The organism is Brenneria tiliae (genome assembly GCF_023347575.1).
Lineage (GTDB): Bacteria > Pseudomonadota > Gammaproteobacteria > Enterobacterales > Enterobacteriaceae > Brenneria > Brenneria corticis.
This window is the reverse complement of the sequence record NZ_JAKPCB010000102.1, coordinates 300,228-315,745: the sequence shown is the minus strand read 5'-3', so window position 1 is coordinate 315,745 and position 15,518 is coordinate 300,228. Positions and strand designations below refer to the sequence as shown.

Sequence of the window (15,518 nt, the reverse complement as noted above, 5' to 3'; positions counted from 1 at the left end):
CCGGCGTCGCTAGTTCGGCCGGCACTGGCTGCTCGCCCGAACGGTCATTACCGCGGGAAAGCGGTAAGACACGACGGGCTCGCCCGCGATGCGCTTAAGCAGGGTTTCAACCGCCAGATACCCCTGCTGGTACATGCAGGTGCTGATACTGGTCAGCGGCGTCTGTAAATGCGCTGCCAGGGGGGTATCGTTATAGCCGATAACGGCGATATCCCGCCCCGGGATCAGCCCGCGGCTGCGCATGGCGCCGAACAGGCCGATCGCCAGAAAGTCATTAACCGCGAAAATGGCGCTCGGACGATCGGGTCGATTGAGCAAGGTCGCCCCGATGGCAAAACCCGTCGCCGCGTCGAAGGGGCCGTGGATGATATTGTGGGCGGGAATGCTGATGCCTTGTTCACGATAATAGTTCAGAAAATGGGTTACGCGTTCAAGGGCGTTGCTGCTGTGGGCCTGCCCGGCGATAATGCCGACCCGCGTGTGTCCCTGCTCGAATAAATGCTGCGCGGCCATTCGCCCGCCCGCGCCGTCGTCCGAGGTGACGGAGCATAACCCCTCTTTGCGGCGGCTGACCAGCACCAGCGGGATGCGCCGTTGCTCCAGTTCCAGGATAAAATCCGTGTCCGGCGTGCAGTGCGCATCGCTGATGATCAAACCTTCGACGTTCCTTGCCAGCGCCTTTTCCGCCAGCTGGCGCTGGCGTTGCGGACGATCGAGCGTATTGGCGACAAAGGCGGTGTAGCCGTGCTCGCAGGCGGCGGCGTCGATGCCCTCATAAATATTCGCCAGCACGATATCGGACAGCTGCGGCACCAGTACGGCGATCTCGTGGCTATGCCGGGTTTTCAGGCTGATGGCGTGCGGGTTGGGCTGATAGCCAAGCGTGGCGGCCAATTCACGAATACGTTCGATGGTTTCCTTGGATGCCGCGCTGGCAATGCTCGCCATATCGCCATTCAGCACGCGTGAAACGGTGGAAACATGAACATTCAGCTGTTCGGCGATACTGCGCAATGTGGCGGGGCGTTTGCTCATGGGACGGCCTTGTTAAAAATAATCGCACGGCTTAATGGTAAGGGGACGGTGATATTTTCGGCACAAAAATTATCGCAAAAGGCCACCGTCATTGCTTCGCATCGCGAGTGCTCCAGTTTGGTGAACCCTGCCCCATTTTATCGCACATGCGGTTTTTACCTTCTACCCAAACGTTTGGGTAAAATTTTAATTGGTTTTTATGCAAAAGTAACGTCTTGATAAAAAAATAAAATTATCCATTTCCCCGGCCAAAGAGAACATCCCTATAAAAGTTGGTACATTCATTGCCTCTGTCACTGCAAACGACTTTGCCACCGATAGGGAACCGCCGATATGTCATATAACACAAACCGCCATTCTCCTCGTTTTGCCCGTTTGACCGCCGCCGCCGCGCTGGCGGCGTGCGCCTGGGCTCCGTTCTCCGCTTCCGCCAGCACGCTGAGTATCGCCATGACCGCCGCCGATATTCCTCTGACGCTGGGGCAGCCGGATCAAGGCTACGAAGGCAACCGTTTTACCGGGATTACGCTGTATGACGCACTGGTGCTGTGGGATTTGTCGCAAGGCGAAAAACCCAGCGAGCTGGTTCCGGGGTTGGCGATGGAGTGGCACGTGGATCCCCAGGACCATACCAAATGGATTTTCAAACTGCGGCCGGAGGTTAAATTTCACGATGGCACCGCGTTTAATGCCGATGCGGTGGTGTGGAACGTCGACAAGGTGCTGAATAAGGAGGCGCCGCAATACGCCCCGGCGCAGATCGGTAATACGGCGTCCCGCATGCCGACGCTGCGATCCGCGCGCAAGATTGACGATCTGACCGTGGAGCTGACCACCAGCGAGCCGGACTCCATTCTGCCGTTCAACCTTACCAATCTGTTTATCGTTTCCCCCGCCGCCTGGCAAAAAGATTTCGACGCGGTGCCGGCGTCAGTGACCGATGCCGCCGAACGGGCCAAACAGGCCTGGGCGGCCTTCGCCTTTCACGCCGTCGGCACCGGCCCGTTCAAAATGAATAAGCTGGTGCCCAGGCAACAGCTTACGCTGGATAAAAACTCCGCCTACTGGGATGCCAAACGCATCCCGAAAGTGGATCAGGTCCTGCTGATCCCGCTGCCGGAGGCCAATGCGCGCACGGCCGCGTTGCTGTCCGGGCAGGTTGACTGGATCGAGGCTCCCGCGCCGGACGCGATGGCGCAGATTGAGAGCCGGGGTTTTAAAATTTACGCCAATTCGCAGCCGCATATCTGGCCGTGGCAGTTCTCTTTTGCGCCGGGCTCCCCCTGGCTGGACAAGCGCGTGCGGCAGGCGGCGAACCTGTGCCTGAACCGCAGCGAACTCAAGTCCTACCTTGGCGGCTATATGCAGGAGGCCACCGGCACCTATGAGCAAGGTTCGCCCTGGTACGGCAACCCCAGCTTCAAAATCCGCTATGACGAGGACGCCGCCCGCAAGCTGATGAGCGACGCCGGCTTCAGCGCCGGTAAGCCGGTGAAAGTGAAGGTGCTCACTTCCGCCTCGGGCTCCGGTCAAATGCAGCCGCTGCCAATGAATGAATATATTCAGCAGAGCCTTAAGAACTGCTATTTCGACGTCAATATCGTGGTGACGGAGTGGAATACCCTGTTCAGCAGCTGGCGTCTGGGGGCCAAAGATCCGGCCGCGCAGGGGGCTGATGCGATTAACGTCAGCGCCGCGGTGATGGACCCCTTCTTCGGTATGATGCGTTTCGCCAGCGAAAAAACCTTCCCGCCGGTCTCGACCAACTGGGGCTATTTCACCACCCCGAAAATCGAGGCGCTGATCGAGAAAGCGCGCAACACCTTTGAGCCGAAAGCGCTGGACGCCGCCACCGCCGAACTGCATCAGGAAATGGTGGATGAAACGCCCTTTTTGTACGTCGCCCACGATATGGCGCCCCGGGCGATATCGCCAGCGGTCAGCGGCGTGGTGCAGGCTCAGAGCTGGATGATCGACCTTACCTCGGTGGCGAAGAAGAACTGATCGGCGGCGTAGACGGCCATTTTTCTCTCTGAGCTGCGAGGGTTTTCATGCTTACTTATATTATTCGTCGCCTGCTGTTGGCGACGCCTATTCTGCTCGGCGTGGCGCTGGTCTGTTTTATGCTGGTGCATATGACGCCGGGCGACCCCCTGGTTTCGGTGATGCCGCCGGATGCGTCCGAAGCGCTGCGCCAGCAACTGATCCGCGACTATGGCTTCGATAAGCCGTTGCCGGTGCAGTTCGGGCTGTGGCTGTGGCACGCGGTGCAGGGCGATCTTGGCACCTCCATCGCCAGCGGCCGTCCGGTAAGCAGCGAGGTGATGAACGCGGTGAGCTATTCGCTGCGTCTGGCGCTGCTCGCCTCGTTTATCGGGTTTGTCCTGGGCAGCCTGTGCGGCTTTGTGGCGGGATATTTCCAGGATAGCTGGATCGACCGCCTTGCCTCCGCCTTTTCCATCTTTGGGGTCAGCGTGCCGCATTACTGGCTGGGCATGCTGCTGGTGATTATTTTTTCCTCCCAGCTTAACTGGCTGCCGGCAACGGGCGGCGGCCCGATGGGGGCGATGGACTGGGCCTGGGATTGGGATCATCTGAAATTTATGTTGCTGCCCGCCATTACCCTTTCGGTTATTCCCACCGGGATTATCGCGCGCACCGTGCGCGTTCAGGTGGCGGAAACCCTGGCGCAGGAGTTTATCGTCGGGCTGTGCGCCAAGGGGATCGGCGAGTTCGCGCTGTTTACCCACGTGGCGAAAAACGCCGCCCCTACGGCGCTGGCGGTGATGGGGCTGCAGATTGGCTATCTGATGGGCGGCTCGATCCTGGTTGAAACCGTCTTTGCCTGGCCGGGCACCGGCCTGCTGCTCAATTCGGCGATTTTTCAGCGCGATTTGCCCTTGCTGCAGGGCACCATCTGGGTGCTGGCGCTGTTCTTTGTGCTGCTCAATTTGCTGGTCGATATACTGCAAACGCTGTTTGATCCGCGCATCAAGAGGACCTGACCATGAATCTGAATCTGGCTCGTTCGGTGCCGCTGCCGGTGCCGACGGAAAAGTCGCCGGGATACTGGCGGGTGGTGCTGGGACGAGTAATGCGCGATCCTTCGGCGCTGATCGTCGGCGCGGTGATTGCATTACTGCTGATTCTGGCGCTGCTGGGACCCTGGATCGTCCAGGGCGATCCCTATGCCACCTCGATGTTTAAACGTCTGAAACCCATCGGCACGCCCGGTTTCCCGCTGGGCTCCGACGAGCTGGGGCGCGATATGCTTTCGCGTTTGCTGCTGGGCGCGCGGCTGTCGCTGTTTATGGGGATTACCCCGGTGGTGATCGCGTTTTTTATCGGATCGACCATCGGCATTATCGCCGGTTACGCCGGGGGATGGCTGAATACGGTGATCATGCGCACCGTCGATATTTTTTATGCCTTTCCTTCCGTGTTGCTGGCCATCGCCCTCTCCGGCGCGATGGGCGCCGGGGTGGTCAACGCCTTGATCTCCCTGACGCTGGTTTTTGTGCCGCAGGTGGCGCGTATCGCCGAGAGCGTCACGACCCAGGTGCGTAACCGCGACTATATCGAGGCGGCCCGCGCGTCCGGGGCGTCGGCGTTGACCATTATCCGCACTCAGGTGCTGGGCAACGTGCTGGGGCCGATCTTCGTATTTACCACCGGGCTGATTTCGGTATCGATGATTCTGGCGTCGGGGCTCTCTTTTCTCGGCCTCGGGGTAACGCCGCCGGAGCCGGAGTGGGGGTTGATGCTTAATACGCTGCGTACCGCGATTTATACCCAGCCGTGGGTGTCCGCGCTGCCTGGGGCGATGATTTTCATCACCTCGATCTCTTTTAATATTCTGGCCGACCGTCTGCGGGTGGCCATGGCGATACGGAGTTGACGATGGATAACCACGATATCGGCGGGCCGGCGCAGCCGCTGCTTATGGGGCAGAAACTGGTCAAGCATTTTCCCGTTAAAGGGCAATTGGGGAAGCGCGCGCTGGTGCGCGCGGTGGACGGCATCGATTTCGCGGTGCTGAAAGGCGAAACCCTCGGGGTGGTGGGGGAGTCGGGGTGCGGCAAATCGACCACCGCGCGCGTGCTGATGCAGCTGATTGAACAGGATAGCGGCGAGCTTATTTTCGACGGACTGTCCGTCGGCAGCCAGCCGCTGCCGCTGCGCCGTTACCGCCGTCAGGTGCAAATGGTGTTTCAGGATAGCTACTCCTCGCTCAATCCGCGCCTGACCATGGAACAGTCGGTGGCGTTCGGTCCGCTGGTGCACGGCGCCGGCAAGCGGGAAGCCGAGGAGCGGGCGCGCGACCTGATGGCCCGCGTCGGGCTGGAGCCGGCGCGTTTTGCCGGACGCTACGCGCACGAACTCTCCGGCGGGCAGCGCCAACGGGTGAATATCGCCCGCGCCCTGGCGGTGGATCCGCGCCTGGTGATCCTGGATGAGGCGGTATCCGCGCTGGATAAATCGGTTGAGGCCCAGGTGATCAACCTATTGCTGGATCTGAAAGAGAGCCTGAATCTGACCTATGTGTTTATCAGCCATGATTTGCACGTGGTGCGTTATCTTTCCGATCGCATCATGGTGATGTATCTGGGGGAGGTGGTGGAAATCGGGCCGGCGGAGGCGCTGTTCTCCGGGGCGCTGCATCCCTATACCCGCGCGTTGCTCAGCTCCATGCCGTCCATGGATCCCGCGCGGCGCACGTTGAGCTCCCCGCTGAGCGGCGATCCGCCCAGCCCGATCGATCCGCCGGCCGGCTGCCGTTTTCACACCCGCTGCCCCCACGCCGAGGCGGTGTGCGGACAGCGCAAACCGCGGCTGTATTCCGCCTCGGCGCGGCATTCCGCCGCCTGTCTGATGGTCGAACCCGGCGGCGGACACTCGCAGAGCCCCGCCGCCCCTATCTTTGTCAAGGAGGCCTGAATGGCGGAACAACTGATGATTGACGTTCAGGATCTCAAGGTGCGTTTTCGCCGCGGCAGCCAGACGGTATCCGCCGTCAACGGCGTGAGCCTGGAAGTGGCGCGCGGCGAAGTTCTGGCGCTGATCGGCGAGTCGGGTTCGGGGAAAAGCGTGACCCTGCGGGCCTTGATGCGTCTCCATCCCGAGCGCAGCACCACTATCGAAGGGCGTATTCATATCGCCGGTCAGGATGTGATGGCGCTGGGCAAAAGCCAACTGCGCGCGCTGCGCGGCCCGGTGGCGGCGATGATCTTTCAGGAGCCGTTGCTGGCGATGGATCCGGTCTATACCGTCGGCGAGCAGATTATCGAGGCGCTGCGCCAGCACCGCCCGATTTCATACGCCGACGCGCGGCTCGCCGCGTTGGAGGCGCTGCGGCGGGTGCGTATTCCCAGCCCTGAGCAGCGGCTTGACGCCTATCCGCACGAAATGTCCGGCGGCATGCGCCAGCGCGCGATGATCGCCCTGGCGCTGTCGTGCCAGCCGCAGCTCTTGCTGGCCGATGAGCCGACCACGGCGCTGGACGCCACGGTGCAGATTCAGATTTTGATTCTGCTGCGCGAGCTACAGCAGGCGCTCGGGCTTTCCATCGTCTTTGTGACCCATGATATCGGCGCGGCCGTCGAAGTGGCCGACCGCGTCGCCGTAATGTACGGCGGGCGCATCGTCGAACAGGCGCCGCTGGATGAATTGCTGCATAATCCGCTTCACCCCTATACCCAGGTGCTGCTGAGCACCCGCCCCAAGGGGGGCCTGAAAAAAGGCGAACGGCTGGTCAGCATTCCCGGTTCGCCGCCGGATCTGACCCGCCTGCCCGCGGGATGCGCGTTTTCTCCCCGCTGTCCGCGCGCCAGCGAGCTGTGCCGCAGCCAGATACCGGCGTCCCGGCAGGTGAGTGCCGGGCATCAAATCAGTTGTCATCACTGGAACGACGGCGTGGAAGAGCCATCCGCCGTCGTGAATTTAAGGAACGATCATGCAAGATAATGCTTTCGCTTTTATGCCCTATCCGCCGGCCGCCGTTGAGCATGCGCCTCAGGGACCGTTATCCGGTTTTACCTTCGCGGTTAAGGATCTATTCGACGTCGCGGGGTATCCGACCGGCGGCGGCAGTCCCCACGTGCTCGCCATGTCGGGCATAAAGCAGCGCACGGCGCCGACGGTGCGGCGGCTGCTGGAGGCGGGGGCGGAATTCGTCGGGAAAACCCATACCAACGAGATGGCGTTTTCCATGAGCGGCAAGAATGCGCACTATGGCACGCCGCGCAACGGCGCGGCGCCGGAACGCATTCCCGGCGGGTCGTCATCGGGATCGGCGGCGGCGGTGTCCAACGGTTTGTGCGATTTCGCCCTGGGAACGGATACCGGCGGTTCGATCCGCACGCCGGCGAGTTACTGCGGTCTGTTCGGCCTGCGCCCCAGTCACGGACGGATTTCCCTGGATGATTGCCAGCCGTTGGCCCCCAGTATGGACACGGCGGGCTACTTCACCCGCGACGCCGACTTATTCGAGCGGGTGGGGGAGTGTTTGCTGGGTGAGGACGACGCCCCGCTGGCGCAACAAGCGCAATGGGTCATCAGCCATCGGCTGTTTGACCTGCTTCCCGCGGCATCGCAACAGGCGTTGCGGCCCGCGCTGGAAAGCATCAAGGACGTTGCCGGCGAACTGTCGCCGCTGTCCGGCGAGCTTCCGGCGCTGGAAGAGGCCTACTGGGCTTTCCGTTTTATCCAGGGGCGCGAGGCCTGGCTGGCGCAGGGGGAAAAAATCACCCGCTACGGTTTTGCGCTGGGACCGGATGTGGCCGGACGTTTTGCCTGGGGCGCCGGCGTGACGGACGAGCAGTATCAGAACGCCTGTCGCGTACGCGAGCGCTTTCGCCAGGACTGGCAGGCGCTGTTGGGCAATCGCATTCTGGTATTGCCCACGGTGCCGGATATTGCGCCGCTGCTGGACGCGCGGGACGAGGATATTGAACAGACCCGGCAGCTGTCGCACCATTTGTTGTCCATTGCCGTGCTGTGCGGCATCCCGCAGCTGAACCTGCCGCTGACGTACAAAGAGGGGGCGCCGCTGGGGATTTCGCTTATCGGACCGCGCGGCAGCGATCTGAGCCTGGTGCGCGCCGCGGCGCGCGTTGCCCGCCGCCATCTTGCCGCGAATTAAGCACAAACTTGCCGCCGCGCGGCAAATTGGCATTGTTGTCGCGGCGTTTGTTGGCGATACTGTACAGGCCTAGCCATAGGCGATGAATTACATGACTCGGGGTGCCCTGGTTTATCAACCACAGGGCTGAGAAATACCCGCATTACCTGATCTGGATTATGCCAGCGTAGGGAAGTCACGGTATGCCGACCAACCGGTTACCGCCTTCTTGAACGCCGGTTGGGGGAATGATGAACGCTCGACCCGTCGATTTACCGGCTGCCCAGGCGGCGGCCTCGCTAACGCAATTTCACGCCTTGTCTCCTTTAGTGCACTGTCTCACCAACGATGTGGTGCAATCTTTCACCGCCAACGTGCTGCTGGCGCTGAACGCGTCGCCGGCGATGGTGGTGGACCCCGCCGAAGCCGCGCAGTTCAGCGCATTGGCCGATGCGCTGCTGATCAACGTCGGCACGCTGGAGCGCCATCGCGCCGACGCCATGCTGGCGGCGGTCCACGGCGCCAATCAGTCCGCCACGCCGTGGGTGCTCGATCCGGTGGCGGTCGGCGGGCTGACTTACCGTAGCGAATTCGCCCATGAACTGCTGCAATTAAAACCGGCGGCCATTCGCGGCAACGCTTCCGAAATCATGGCGCTGGCCGGACTGGGCGCGCGCAGCCGCGGCGTGGACAGCGCCGACGATTCCCATAGCGCGCTGTCCGCCGCCCGCGAGCTGGCCCGCAGGTTCTCCACCGTCGTCGCGGTGACCGGCGAAGTGGACTACGTAACGGACGGTTCATTTGACTGGGCGATTAGCGGCGGGGATAAAATCATGACCCGCGTGGTGGGAACCGGCTGCGCATTGTCCGCGGTGGTCGCCGCTTTCTGCGCGCTGAAGGGCGACCGCTTATCCCACGTTGCGGCGGCCTGTTACGTGATGTCGCTGGCCGGGCAACAGGCCGCGCGCCGCGCCCAGGGGCCGGGCAGTTTTATTCCGGCCTTTCTTGACGCTCTCTATCGTCTGCGCGGGGAGGATTTGGCATGAAACGAATCAATGCGTTAACCATTGCCGGCACAGACCCCAGCGGCGGGGCGGGCATTCAGGCCGACCTGAAAACGTTCTCGGCTCTGGGGGCTTACGGCGCCACGGTGATTACCGCGCTGGTGGCGCAGAATACGCGCGGCGTTCAGTCGGTCTACCGCATTGAGCCTGAATTTGTCGCGGCCCAGCTTGACTCCGTGCTGAGCGATGTGCGCATCGACGGCGCCAAGATCGGCATGCTGGCGCAGACCGATATCGTTGACGCGGTGGCTGAGCGTCTGCGTCATTACGCGGTGCCCTATGTGGTGCTCGACACGGTGATGCTGGCAAAAAGCGGCGATCCGCTGCTCTCTCCCGACGCGGTGGCGTCGATCCGGCGTTTATTGCTGCCGCAGGTGTCCATTATCACGCCTAACCTGCCGGAAGCGGCCGCCCTGCTTGATTGCGCGCCGGCCGTGGACGAGCGGGAAATGCGCCGGCAGGGGCAGGCGCTGCTGGATATGGGGTGTCGGGCGGTGCTGATGAAAGGCGGTCATCTGAGCGAGGAGGAGAGCCCGGACTGGCTGTTTAGCCGCAACGCGGTGCCGCGACGTTTTACCTCTCTCCGTGTCAGAACCCGTCATACCCACGGCACCGGATGCACCCTGTCCGCCGCGCTGGCGGCGCTGCGGCCGCGCCATGCCGACTGGCCGGAGACGGTCGCGGCGGCGAAAAATTATCTGCAAAAAGCGCTTGAACAGGCCGATACGCTGGAAGTGGGGCAGGGGATAGGCCCGGTGCACCATTTCCATGCCTGGTGGTGATGGCGGGCAAGGCTAAAGGCGCGCGGCGCTAAGTGATTGTCCGGCCGGCGCCATAATCCGCCGGCCGGACAATCTCCGACGGACTAGGCGATGGTGATGCTCTTATCGAGATAGGTATCCTGCACGGCGTTGATCAGCGCCACCCCTTCCCGCAGCGATTTTTTAAACGCCTTGCGCCCGAGGATCAGGCCCATGCCGCCGGCGCGTTTATTGATTACCGCGGTACGCACGGATTCCTGCAGATCGTTATCGCCGGCGGCGCCGCCGGAGTTGATAAGCCCGGCTCGGCCCAGGTAGCAGTTGGCCAGTTGATAGCGCACCAGGTCGATCGGGTGATCGCTGGTCAGTTTGTCGTAGACGCGGTCGTCGGTATAGCCGAATTTGATGGCGCGATAGCCGCCGTTGTTTTCCGCCATTTTCTGCTTCACGATATCGGCGCCGATGGTGGCGGCAAGATGGTTGGCCTGGCCGGTGAGATCGGCGCTGGCGTGGTAGTCTACGCCATCTTTTTTGAAAGCGGAGTTGCGCAGATAGGCCCACAGCACGGTGACCAGGCCCAGTTCGTGGGCGCGTTCGAACGCGGCGGATATTTCTTCGATCTGGCGGCGCGACTGTTCAGAGCCGAAATAGATGGTGGCGCCCACGGCGACCGCGCCCAGATTGAACGCCTGCTCAACGCTGGCGTACAGCGTCTGGTCGTACTGGGTGGGATAACTCAGGGTTTCGTTGTGGTTGAGCTTGACCAGAAACGGGATCTTGTGCGCGTAGCGGCGCGAAACCGAGGCCAGCACGCCATAGGTGGACGCCACGGCGTTGCAGCCCGCTTCGATCGCCAGTTCGACGATATTTTTGGGGTCGAAATAGATCGGGTTGGCGGCGAAGGACGCGCCGGCGGAGTGCTCGACCCCCTGATCGACCGGTAAAATCGACAGATAGCCGGTGCCGGCCAGTCGGCCGTGGTTGAACAGCGTTTGCATCGAGCGCAGCACGGCGTTGGGGCGATTGTTATCGATCATCACCCGATCGACGAAGTCGGCGCCCGGCAGGTAGAGGTTTTCAACGGGGATGGTGGTACAGCGGTGTTGCAACAGATCTTCCGCTTCCTTACCTAATAACTGTGCAATATCGGTCATGATTAACTCCTGGTTTGGCTTTTCCTTATCGCCGTCTCAGGTGATTTCGCTTGTTATTCTGAGTGTGTAGCCATTATACGGACCCTGCGTCTGCTCCAGGATCAATGGTTACGGCGTAATGAAAAAGCGATGATTGAGGTCGTTAAGACAGGATGAATAACATCCTGACGATCGAAACAATAGATGCAATTGCCGATAAATGCCATTTTGCGCGGCAAATTAGCCGCGGCGACAGGCCGTTTTGTGAACGCCTTCAGAGGTATGCGCCAACACGCGGCGCAGAGGGGCGACGCTTTGCCCGGCGAGGGGCCGCAACCTGAAATATAAAGCGGCGTGTTCTCGTTAATTTTGCTTACAAATAAGCAGGTTGTCTCCCTGATGGGGGATAAGGGTGATAACCTGTGAACGATAAGACATGACGGATGGTAATTAGAGGTGAGGAAAGTAAGTATGGCGGGTTCAACGCGCAGCATTATGGTTTCAAAGGGACTTCAGACGATACTCAATATCGGGCTGCTGATATTGGCGACCATTCTGGTGATCTTTCTGGGGAAGGAAACCTACCACCTGGCGCAGGTGCTGCTGGTCGCCAATGAGAAAGAGTCGTCCTATCAGCTGATTGAAAGCATCGTTATCTACTTTCTCTATTTCGAGTTTATCGCGCTGATCGTCAAGTATTTCCAGTCGGGATACCATTTTCCGCTGCGCTATTTTGTCTATATCGGCATCACGGCGATTATCCGGCTGATTATCGTCGATCATAAAAATCCCATCGATACGCTGATTTACGCCGCCTCCATCCTGCTGTTGGTGATTACGCTCTATCTGGCGAACAGTAATCGCCTGAGGCGCGAATAATGCGCGGCTGACCCGTTAGCACCTCCCCCTGACAAGGGGGAGGCCGGGAGGGGGGAGCGGCAGGCGTCGCCTGAGAGGTGATTCACCCCAGCAGCGCGCACTGCGGCGGCAGACGACAGCGAATGGCCGCCGGGATCACTTCGATATGGAAACGATTCGCCTTTAGCGGTTCGCCGTCCAGATTAAACGTCATCTCATCGGGGGCGGTAATTTCCAGCCAGGGCAGGGTGGCGGAAATCAGATTCTGGTTTTCGCCGTCGGTAAACCAGGCCTGCAGCATATTGGGCAACAGCTCCTGCGCCGACAGGATGCGCAGTTCCAGCAGGCCGTCATTGATTAATCCGTCCGGGCAGAGCTGCTGGCCGCCGCCGGCCTGGCGCCCGTTTCCCACCGCAATGACCAGCGTGTCGCCCGACCAGTTGAAATCCGGCCCGCGGATTTCGCAGCGTTCGGCTTGCAGCATATCCATGCGCAGCAGCGCGTGCAGAATATAGGACGCGCCGCCGAGCGCCGACTTCATTCTCGCCGGGGTTTCGGTGGTAATGCGGGTGGCGAATCCGCCGGTCGCCATATTGATGAAATAGTGCTCGTCATTCACTTTCGCCAGGTCAATGGCGCTGGCCCGGCCTTTGACGGCCAGCGTCAGGGCGTTATGCAGGTCGAGAGGGATCTGGCAACTGGTGGCGAAATCGTTGGCGGTTCCCAGCGGGATAATCCCCAGACAGGGACGTACCGTTGCGGGCTGAACCGCCAGCGCGCCGGCAACTTCATTGATTGTGCCGTCGCCACCGGCGGCGATGACGTTCTCCACTTTGAGCCGGGCGGCCTCCTCTACATAGCGCCGCGCGTCGCCAAATTCCCAGGTTACTCTGACGTGCAGCCGGTATCCGTCCTGGCGTAACAGCTCGATTGCCTGACGAAGTTCCTCATTATCCGCGCTTTTCCCATTCAAAATGAGCAGCGTGGCTGGGGGCTGAACCATGGTGTTCTCCAATTTGGTATGGCTGATGACATGCCGGATGCTTAATGCTTTCTAATCATAGTAACTAAATACCCGGGCGGGTATCGGAAGATTCGGTGAACGGGGAGGAAAAGGCAGGGAAGTCGGAAAAGAAAAAGCCAGCTCAAGGGAGATTGAGCTGGCCAAGGAGGTGGTTCCTAGTAGTATCACTACGCTTATTTTTCGTTCTATATTTTCTCAGCGTCGCCATAGTAACCAGAAGCCCGGCTCATTGATGTGATCTGATTCTAATATTTATCAAAAGCCACATCATTTGTGGAACATTCCGCTATTTTTTATTGGGATTTCGTGTTGTGGTGCCCGGCAAATTGCGCAGCAGCAGCGCGTATTGCAGATCGATTTCCTCAGGCACCGGCAGATAGACGATGTGTCCGTTGCCCGGCGCGACGTCGGTCGCCTGCCCTTTCGCGTTCTGCATCGCTTCAATGGTGAATTGAACATTTCCGCCCGGCGTCATCATTTCCACGCTGTCGCCGCAGGAGAATTTGTTTTTCACCGCCACTTCCGCCAGCCCGTTACGGCGCTCGCCGGTGAATTCGCCGACGAACTGCTGGCGGTCGGATACCGAATAGCCGTAGTCGTAATTCTGATGATCCTCATGTACGTGGCGGCGCAGGAAACCTTCGGTGTAGCCGCGGTGGGCCAGCCCTTCCAGCGTTTGCAGCAGGGTGGGATCAAAGGGTTTGCCGGCGACGGCGTCATCGATGGCGCGGCGGTATACCTGCGCGGTGCGCGCGCAGTAGTAAAACGACTTGGTGCGGCCTTCAATTTTCAGCGAATGCACCTGCATCTGCGTCAGGCGCTCCACGTGCTGAATGGCGCGCAGGTCGCGCGAGTTCATGATATAGGTGCCGTGTTCGTCCTCAAAGGCGCTCATATATTCGCCGGGGCGCTGGCTTTCCTCCAGCATAAAGACTCTATCGGTGGGTTCGCCGATGCCCAGCGTCGGCGCGACGTTTTTTACCGCGATGGGTTCATGCTGATGAACGATATTGCCGACTTCATCCTCTTTCCCTTCCTGCACCTTGTATTCCCAGCGGCAGGCGTTGGTGCAGGTTCCCTGATTAGGGTCGCGTTTGTTGATATAGCCGGAAAGCAGGCAGCGGCCGGAATAAGCCATGCACAGCGCGCCGTGGACGAAAATCTCCAGCTCCATCTCCGGCACCTGGCTGCGGATCTCGGCGATCTCCTCCAGCGATAGCTCGCGGGAGAGGATCACCCGGCTCAGCCCCATTTGCTGCCAGAATTTCACCGTCGCCCAGTTTACCGCGTTAGCCTGCACGGAGAGGTGGATCGGCATTTGCGGGAAGTTTTCCCGCACCAGCATAATCAGCCCCGGATCGGACATAATCAGCGCATCCGGCCCCATTTCGACCACCGGTTGCAGGTCGCGCAGAAAGGTTTTCAGCTTGGCGTTATGCGGCGCGATATTCACCACCACATAGAATTTTTTACCCAGCTCATGGGCTTCATTGATGGCCTGCGCCAGCGTCTGGTGGTTGAATTCGTTATTGCGCACCCGCAGGCTATAGCGGGGTTGACCGGCATAAATGGCGTCGGCGCCATAGGCAAAGGCGTAACGCATATTTTTCAGCGTACCGGCCGGAGAAAGGAGTTCCGGTTTAAACATTGCTTGCTGTCTCTCGATTCTGATTACAAGTCAGGCTGCACCCGATGGGAGCAGTAAAGGCGGGGATTCTAGCGCTTATAAAGGCAAAAAGCAGCAGACGGCCTACAAAAAGTAGGCCTATTGGGCGCGTTGACAAAGTAGCCATTGGCAATAGCGAATCCAAATCCGTCGTTCCTGCGTACTCTTGAACAGGGCTATAAACAGTTGCCGCTGGTGGTACCGTTGCTGTTCTATCAGGGAGAACGCAGCCCGTATCCGTACGCGGGATATGCTGGAACTGGCGCGAGATATCGGGTTATTATTTGAGCGCTGGCAGGTGCCGCTGATGCAGAAGCGGGCGTTACTGTATTACATTGCGCAAACCGGCAATACATCCAGACCAGCCGATTTTATCGAAATGGTGGCGGAGCCGTTGTCAACGGATCGGGAGGAGATAATGACGATTGCACAGCAGCTGAAACAAATTGGATTTGAAGAGGGCATGCAGGCCGGAGTCATACAGGGAAGAGAACAAGGCATAGAACAAGGCATAGAACAAGGCATGAAAACCAGTGCGCGGCAGATTGCGCGCCAGTTGCTGCTGACCGGCATGGCGCGCGAGCAGGTCCAGCAAATTACCCGGCTTTCCGACGAGGAGATGGCGCAGTTGGCGCTCTCCGCCAACATCCACGATGATTTATCAGATAATGCTTAATTATTTTCAGGAGATTCCCCAGATCGGGAATGCTTTTGAACACCGCTTGCGGCGGCCCGCAGGGAGAGCCCCAGGGATATGGGGCGAGTAACCAGGAATCTTCCTGATATCAATGCATTAGCTGAAAGCAGATCCCCGCCTACCGCCGCGGGGATGACCGGTGGCGGTAGGCGGGGATGAC

General features: G+C 60.0%; 14 protein-coding genes, 1 pseudogene and 1 riboswitch. Of the genes and pseudogenes, 11 read left to right on the top strand and 4 right to left on the bottom strand.

All coding sequences use genetic code 11. The annotated features are described in order from the left end of the window. Positions 1-9: 9 nt before the first annotated feature. Positions 10-1,035, bottom strand: coding sequence for a LacI family DNA-binding transcriptional regulator (locus MFP24_RS20080; protein ID WP_249232042.1), 1,026 nt, complete (start codon positions 1,033-1,035; stop codon positions 10-12). Between the two features lie 333 nt (positions 1,036-1,368). On the opposite strand from MFP24_RS20080, the gene MFP24_RS20075 reads away from it, so the two are divergent. The 8 genes from MFP24_RS20075 (at position 1,369) to thiD (ending at position 10,001) form a co-directional block, all read left to right on the top strand. After that, positions 1,369-3,039, top strand: a complete 1,671-nt coding sequence (locus MFP24_RS20075) for an ABC transporter substrate-binding protein (protein ID WP_407062030.1) — start codon at positions 1,369-1,371, stop codon at positions 3,037-3,039. Positions 3,040-3,086: 47 nt separating this feature from the next. Further along, positions 3,087-4,040 (top strand): ABC transporter permease, encoded by a 954-nt coding sequence (locus MFP24_RS20070; protein WP_249232041.1) that lies wholly within the window; start codon positions 3,087-3,089, stop codon positions 4,038-4,040. Positions 4,041-4,042: 2 nt separating this feature from the next. Then, positions 4,043-4,933, top strand: a complete 891-nt coding sequence (locus MFP24_RS20065; RefSeq protein ID WP_249232040.1) for an ABC transporter permease — start codon at positions 4,043-4,045, stop codon at positions 4,931-4,933. A gap of 2 nt (positions 4,934-4,935) precedes the next feature. Next, a complete protein-coding gene (locus tag MFP24_RS20060; RefSeq protein ID WP_249232039.1) occupies positions 4,936-5,973 on the top strand; it encodes an ABC transporter ATP-binding protein in 1,038 nt (345 codons plus the stop codon). Beyond that, positions 5,974-6,999, top strand: coding sequence for an ABC transporter ATP-binding protein (locus MFP24_RS20055; protein ID WP_249232038.1), 1,026 nt, complete (start codon positions 5,974-5,976; stop codon positions 6,997-6,999). Then, on the top strand, positions 6,989-8,176 hold the full coding sequence (locus MFP24_RS20050; protein WP_249232037.1) for an amidase: 1,188 nt from the start codon (positions 6,989-6,991) through the stop codon (positions 8,174-8,176). The genes MFP24_RS20055 and MFP24_RS20050 overlap by 11 nt, the downstream gene beginning before the upstream one ends. A gap of 87 nt (positions 8,177-8,263) precedes the next feature. Continuing rightward, positions 8,264-8,366: riboswitch (TPP riboswitch) on the top strand. A gap of 40 nt (positions 8,367-8,406) precedes the next feature. Beyond that, on the top strand, positions 8,407-9,201 hold the full coding sequence (gene thiM / locus MFP24_RS20045) for a hydroxyethylthiazole kinase (protein WP_249232177.1): 795 nt from the start codon (positions 8,407-8,409) through the stop codon (positions 9,199-9,201). Next, positions 9,198-10,001, top strand: coding sequence for a bifunctional hydroxymethylpyrimidine kinase/phosphomethylpyrimidine kinase (gene thiD / locus MFP24_RS20040; protein ID WP_249232036.1), 804 nt, complete (start codon positions 9,198-9,200; stop codon positions 9,999-10,001). The genes thiM and thiD overlap by 4 nt, the downstream gene beginning before the upstream one ends. A gap of 83 nt (positions 10,002-10,084) precedes the next feature. Here thiD and fbaB read toward each other — a convergent pair whose 3' ends face one another. Next, a complete protein-coding gene (gene fbaB, locus MFP24_RS20035; RefSeq protein ID WP_249232035.1) occupies positions 10,085-11,134 on the bottom strand; it encodes a class I fructose-bisphosphate aldolase in 1,050 nt (349 codons plus the stop codon). Between the two features lie 450 nt (positions 11,135-11,584). On the opposite strand from fbaB, the gene psiE reads away from it, so the two are divergent. Beyond that, on the top strand, positions 11,585-11,992 hold the full coding sequence (psiE, locus tag MFP24_RS20030; RefSeq protein ID WP_249232034.1) for a phosphate-starvation-inducible protein PsiE: 408 nt from the start codon (positions 11,585-11,587) through the stop codon (positions 11,990-11,992). Positions 11,993-12,074: 82 nt separating this feature from the next. On the opposite strand, the gene yegS is transcribed toward psiE, so the two are convergent. After that, positions 12,075-12,974 carry a lipid kinase YegS gene (gene yegS, locus MFP24_RS20025; protein ID WP_249232033.1) on the bottom strand — a complete coding sequence of 300 codons (900 nt, stop codon included), beginning with the start codon at positions 12,972-12,974 and terminating at the stop codon, positions 12,075-12,077. Between the two features lie 307 nt (positions 12,975-13,281). Continuing rightward, complete coding sequence (gene trhP, locus MFP24_RS20020; RefSeq protein WP_249232032.1) at positions 13,282-14,643, bottom strand: prephenate-dependent tRNA uridine(34) hydroxylase TrhP; 1,362 nt, start codon at positions 14,641-14,643, stop codon at positions 13,282-13,284. 177 nt (positions 14,644-14,820) lie between these two features. On the opposite strand from trhP, the pseudogene MFP24_RS20015 reads away from it, so the two are divergent. Together MFP24_RS20015 and MFP24_RS20010 are read left to right on the top strand one after the other, a co-directional pair. Then, positions 14,821-14,907: pseudogene (locus MFP24_RS20015) on the top strand (Rpn family recombination-promoting nuclease/putative transposase); the annotation flags it as partial. A 4-nt stretch (positions 14,908-14,911) separates the two neighbouring features. Next, positions 14,912-15,337, top strand: a complete 426-nt coding sequence (locus MFP24_RS20010; RefSeq protein WP_249232031.1) for an Rpn/YhgA-type helix-turn-helix domain-containing protein — start codon at positions 14,912-14,914, stop codon at positions 15,335-15,337. Positions 15,338-15,518 lie beyond the last annotated feature (181 nt).